The organism is Gaiella occulta, from assembly GCF_003351045.1.
Lineage (GTDB): Bacteria > Actinomycetota > Thermoleophilia > Gaiellales > Gaiellaceae > Gaiella > Gaiella occulta.
In genome coordinates, this window is the sequence record NZ_QQZY01000016.1 from 1 (window position 1) to 4,894 (window position 4,894).

General features: G+C 64.2%; 5 protein-coding genes. 4 read left to right on the forward strand and 1 reads right to left on the reverse strand.

Annotated elements, in window-relative coordinates; genetic code table 11:
- The first annotated feature begins 270 nt into the window (after positions 1 to 270).
- Complete coding sequence (locus Gocc_RS15420) at positions 271 to 1,005, forward strand: 4'-phosphopantetheinyl transferase family protein (RefSeq protein ID WP_114797470.1); 735 nt, start codon at positions 271 to 273, stop codon at positions 1,003 to 1,005.
- Positions 1,006 to 1,118: 113 nt separating this feature from the next.
- Here the strand turns inward: Gocc_RS15420 and Gocc_RS15425 are convergent, their stop codons facing one another.
- The gene (locus Gocc_RS15425; protein ID WP_181813747.1) at positions 1,119 to 2,363 is read right to left on the reverse strand and encodes an MFS transporter; all 1,245 of its coding nucleotides are present in this window, start codon (positions 2,361 to 2,363) and stop codon (positions 1,119 to 1,121) included.
- 182 nt (positions 2,364 to 2,545) lie between these two features.
- Between Gocc_RS15425 and Gocc_RS15430 the strand changes: the two genes are divergently transcribed.
- From Gocc_RS15430 to Gocc_RS15440, 3 genes are all read left to right on the forward strand, one after another.
- Positions 2,546 to 3,055, forward strand: a complete 510-nt coding sequence (locus Gocc_RS15430) for a hypothetical protein (RefSeq protein ID WP_114797472.1) — start codon at positions 2,546 to 2,548, stop codon at positions 3,053 to 3,055.
- A gap of 86 nt (positions 3,056 to 3,141) precedes the next feature.
- Complete coding sequence (locus Gocc_RS15435) at positions 3,142 to 3,849, forward strand: hypothetical protein (protein WP_114797473.1); 708 nt, start codon at positions 3,142 to 3,144, stop codon at positions 3,847 to 3,849.
- Between the two features lie 256 nt (positions 3,850 to 4,105).
- Positions 4,106 to 4,855: a hypothetical protein gene (locus tag Gocc_RS15440; RefSeq protein WP_114797474.1), complete on the forward strand. Its 750-nt coding sequence runs from the start codon at positions 4,106 to 4,108 to the stop codon at positions 4,853 to 4,855.
- The last annotated feature ends 39 nt before the right edge of the window (positions 4,856 to 4,894 follow it).

Genomic DNA, 4,894 nt, shown 5'->3' on the forward strand with positions numbered 1-4,894 from the left:
GCCCGCTCCACCAGCTCCTGCGCGAGCGACTCGTCGACCGACCGCTCAGCGCTCCCCGCCACCGCCGACGACGCGACCGGTGTAGTCAGATCAGACATCACAGCTCCCTTCCGCCGGCGCTATGGCCAGCAAGCCAGGCAACTGGACTTACACCGTTCGTCGGACAGTCCCTCCGGGCGCTTGCGTCTCACCTCGACGCCGGGGCGATGCCGGTCGCGGGCGGAGGCGAGAGTCATTCTCCGACCACTCCGCCCGGCGTGTCGTAGGGGTATGGCAGATCACCCCACCACATTGGATGTCCCTCCCTTGCCGCTGCGGGGGATCCACGTTTGGCAGTTCGGACTGTACGAGGCTGCGGTTTCGTCGGTGCGCCTTGAAAGGGAAGAGATGGAGCGCGCGCTGCGGCTCCGGAACGAGTTCGACCGGCGTTCATTTCTCGCTGGTCGCCGCGCTCTGCGGTTGCTGCTTGCGGCGTACCTAGACACGTCCGCATCGGCGGTGCACTTCGTGCGCCGTCCGTGTCCGGTATGCGGTCTTGCGCACGGCAAGCCGGAGCTCGCGCCGCCGCACGAAGGAATGTTCTTCAACGCATCACGCTGTCAGCGACATCTCCTAATAGCTGTCAGTGCGAGTTCGGAGGTTGGAGTCGACCTCGAGCTGCTGGGCCGGCTGCCTGACTTGCGGCAGTTAGCTCCGCTGGTGGCATCTCGGCGCGAGAACGCCGGCGGACTCCCGGGGTGGCCGAATGACCGGTCAGTGTTGCGCTTGTGGACCCGCAAGGAGGCTGCGGTGAAGGCTGCAGGAAGCGGCTTGACGCTCGAGGTAACGTCGTTCTCTGCCAGCGACGACAGCGGCGACGGGTGGTATTCAACGGACGGCACGCTGTGCGGCTACCGGGTCTACGACCTTCCGCTGCCACAGCCTTTGGTGGGTTCCGTCGCCGTTCCCGGCGTAGCGCAACCCGTGACGGTGTTCGACGGCCGCCGCGCCTTGGCGGCTCGTTGAGCCCGCGCGTCCGTGCGCGCGGCTGCGAGCCACCGGCCGGGGAGGGGCGAGCACAACGCCGGGCGGTGAACCCTCCGTCAGAGTTGCGACGCGGCGCTTCCGCGCGTGTCCGCCTACGCCTCGTCAGAGGCCGGGAGATCGTGCAGTGCCCTGACCGGCGGCGCGAGACACGGCACAACAACGAGAAACGAGAGCGCGGCGCCGACGATCATCGCCTCGCGGAGGCCGAACGCGGCAGCGACCGCGCCTCCAGTCAGCGACCCTAACGGCAGCGTCCCAAATGAGACCCACCGCATGAACCCTGACGCGCGTCCCTGAAGCGGCGTCGGCACGATCGCTTGTCGGATACTCGTCGCCGACACGTTGTAGATGACCCGCGCGAAGCTTCCAGTAGCCCATCCCGCGAGCAGAAAGGCGAAGGCGTGAGCTCGAGGTGCGAGGGCGAGGATCAGGGTCGTCGGGCCGAGCAGAGCAGCAGCGAGCAACAGTAGCTTGCCCACACCAACGACACGCCTCGCACGCGAATAAACCGCTGCGGCGAGCAGCCCGCCTGCTTGTCCAAGCGAAAAGACGAGACCGATCTCTCCCGCGCTCAGCCCGAGTTCGCGGACGGCGAAGACAACGAGGATGCTGACGATCACATTGATGCTGAAGTTGATGAGGGCGGTCGCTGCCATCAATGCGCGCAGATACTGATTCGTCAGTACGTAAACTGCGCCTTCACGGAGCTCGCGACGCACTGACGGAGGACGCGCGTGCGTGGCCGTCTCGCGCGGGGGCTCGCGGTAACGGATCTTGCGGATCAGCAGCCAAGACAACACGAAGCTGAGCGCGTCCGCCAGAATTGCGACCGGCGCTGAAAGCACGGCAACCATGCCGCCGGCGGCCGCAGGCCCCGAAAGCTGCGCCGTCGTCTGAGCAACCTCGGACCGCGTGTTCGCCTCAAGGAGATGCTCCCGGCGAAGCATCGATGGGAGAAAGCCCTGATGCGCGATGCCGAAGGCAAGGGTGAGTGTCCCGTGGACGAAGCCGACGGCGTACAGCTGCGACAACGTCAGCGCATCAAGGGCGTAAGCGGCTGGGACAGTGACGAGAGCGACGCCGCGCCAGATGTCAGCTTGAAGCAGAACGCCGCGGCGATTGCGGCGATCAACCCACACGCCCGCCAGCGGGCTGAAGAGCACGTACGGTAGGTACTGAGCTGTGGCGAGCGCTGCGACCTCGAACGCCGTCGCGTCGAGAACCAGGACCGCGGTGAGCGGTAAAGCCAGCATCGTGATCTGGCTGCCAAATTCACTCACGGTCTGCGCGCCCCAAAGACGCAGGAAGTCGTGGTGACGCCAGAGTGAGGTCGTCATCGCTGACCCTTCTCGATCATCGCTCTGAATACAATCGAAGTGCGGTTGCGCTCGCAAACTGCGCCCCGGACTGGAGGCGGTAGTACGGCTGGTAGTTTTCCACATTCAGGTGTGAACGATCGGTTAGGCGGCTCGGTTTGATAGCTCGTGATCATAGGGCCGCGCCGCCGTGGATTGCGGACATGCATCGCGAGCTGGAGCGACAGGCACCGCTGCTCCGAGAGCGCATCGAGGAGATCGTTAGTGGTATGCGCGCGAGCGGTATTGCCATTCCGGCGCGCATCGAGCAGCTGGCCTTGACGCCTGCCGTCCTCACGCAGCAGTCGGCGGCGCAGACAGAACAAGTCCTACGGGCGGTTCTGGAACGCGTACGATGGCTCGTCGAGGCGCGCTTCGGATGCGATCTCCGACGACTGGCGGATTATCTTCAGCCGTCGGAGTGGATGCCCGAGATTAACCGATGTGATGTCGAGATGTTGCGGGCCGGATGGAACCTTGCAGCTCGCCCAGACGCAGTTCTCTCGCCGCATGGTCTGCGCATTCTGGAGATGAACTTGGTTCCGTTGTTCGGGCATCAGACTCACGACGATGTCGTGTTCCGCGCGATCAGCTCACTGCCGACAGTCCGGCGGATCCTTCGGCGGAGGCAGTGCATATACCCGAACAGTCTTGATGCTTTCGCATCCGCATAATCACGCTTCTTTCGGCTCAGGCCCGGCGCGTCGCCGTCGTCGACTGGCGTCGAGACCTAGACGCGATCGGGTGGGTTCACGAGCACTTGGCTGCTGGGCTGCGAGCACGTGGCTTTGACGCCGGGGTCGTCGCTGCTGAAGACGTCGCGCACGGCCGCAGCTTCGACTTCGACATCATGTACCGGTTCTTCGATCCGCCGTCTCGAGACGACTCAGAGCGCTCGGCAGATTACGCAGCACTCTTGGACGTCGCGTACGACAACGCCACGATCCTAATCGGGGACGTATCGCAGGTCATGTGGTCGGCGAAAGGACTACTCGCGCTCGTCTCCGAGGCTTCGGCGACGGGTGGGGAGCACAGGAGCCATGTTCCATGGACGCGCCTCATCGAGGACACAGATGTCACATTTCGATCGCGGCGATACGACATCGCGGCGCTCATGATCGAGAGCAGAGAGTTGTTTGTGATCAAGAAGAGCATTGGCTATGGCGGTATCGGCACAGTGATCGGGTGCGAGTGCTCTGCTCAGGAATGGGAGGGCAAGATCGAAGCTTGTCTCCGCGAGCCGCGCCCGTGGGTCGTGCAAGAGTGGATGGAAAAGCCGCGCGAGCGGCTGGCGTTCTTGTCAGGCGAGAAAGTCGTTTTCCGCGAATGCGCCGTCGACTACGGTCTTTTCATGTTCAATGGCGCGTTCGCTGGCGGAGCACGGCGCAACACGAGTCCACAGTCGCCGCATCTCACGCACATGTCCGGCGGCGGGGGAATCGCGCCACTGATCGTTTGCGCGACGTGAATCGGCCTCCAGCGGGAGTCGCTTCTTCAGGGCGACGCCCTACGGCGTTCGCGCGAGATAGACAGCCGCGCTCGGTGGCTAGGCGCTGCCGTCCGCGCGCCGTCGAGACGAGGCGCGCAATCGTGCCGGCTATGTCGTCGCCTCGTTGTTGGTTCCCGTCGACGGGGGGAGCGTCGCCTACGACCACATCCAACTCGATCATGGTCTAGCCGCGCCCGCGACTTCAGCGGAGGCTAGTACATTGGACTGCCCTCAGATGTCGATCGACGTATCTGTTAGCCGACTCGCCCAATATCGGCCGTTCGAGCGGAACGGCCTCGATGCGCAGGCGGCGTTGACCGATCTCGTGGTCGCTGCGGTGATGGAGTCGGATGGTCATGTGACCTCGCTGAGGGAGTGCCAGGATCACTGCGCGACGCTCTGGGGCTTGGAGGTTGAGCTCGATGAGCTCCGACCGATCTTCGAGAACCTCGTCCGCGAGGATCGGCTGACCCACTCGAACGGTAAGTACACGGCCAGCGACACGCTGCATGGCGAAGTTGACGGCCGGACGCGCGAGTCGGCGAAGGTCGAAGAGCGAGCGCTTGACGATTGGGCGGTGACTCTTCGTCTGCTCAACGCCAGTCTCAGCGACGACGACATCGCCCTCCTCAAAGCTGCTCTGGATGTCCGGCTAGGACAGTTGATCCGGCGGCACGGCGTGGAGGCCGCACTGCTTCTCTATCCGGAGGCCCCCCATCCAAAGGCCCTAATCGACCGGGTCGAGGGCGAAGGATTTAACTTCCTTCCCCGCCGCGAGAGCCGTTTGGAGGAGATCCGGGAACAGGAACTTGCTCTGTTCGTCCGACAGCCGACAGAAGCCCAGCGGGTCTTCCTCGCAAGCTTGCTCAACACGGTGTACTTCATGACCATTCTCACGCTGAGGGCGATCACGCGAATCTCCCCGGACCCGATCACCGAAATTCCCCAGGTGAGCGGCGGGTCGACCGGGGGCGATCGTAGCTGAACCCGGCGGGGCTCGCTGCTCCTCGATGAAGCGAGCGAG

Bases quoted from the DNA above. Each gene is read 5' to 3' on its own strand.
- Gocc_RS15430 (WP_114797472.1), top strand. From the start codon at position 2,546: ATGCATCGCGAGCTGGAGCGACAGGCACCGCTGCTCCGAGAGCGCATC.
- Gocc_RS15425 (WP_181813747.1), bottom strand. From the start codon at position 2,363: ATGACGACCTCACTCTGGCGTCACCACGACTTCCTGCGTCTTTGGGGC.
- Gocc_RS15440 (WP_114797474.1), top strand. From the start codon at position 4,106: ATGTCGATCGACGTATCTGTTAGCCGACTCGCCCAATATCGGCCGTTC.
- Gocc_RS15420 (WP_114797470.1), top strand. From the start codon at position 271: ATGGCAGATCACCCCACCACATTGGATGTCCCTCCCTTGCCGCTGCGG.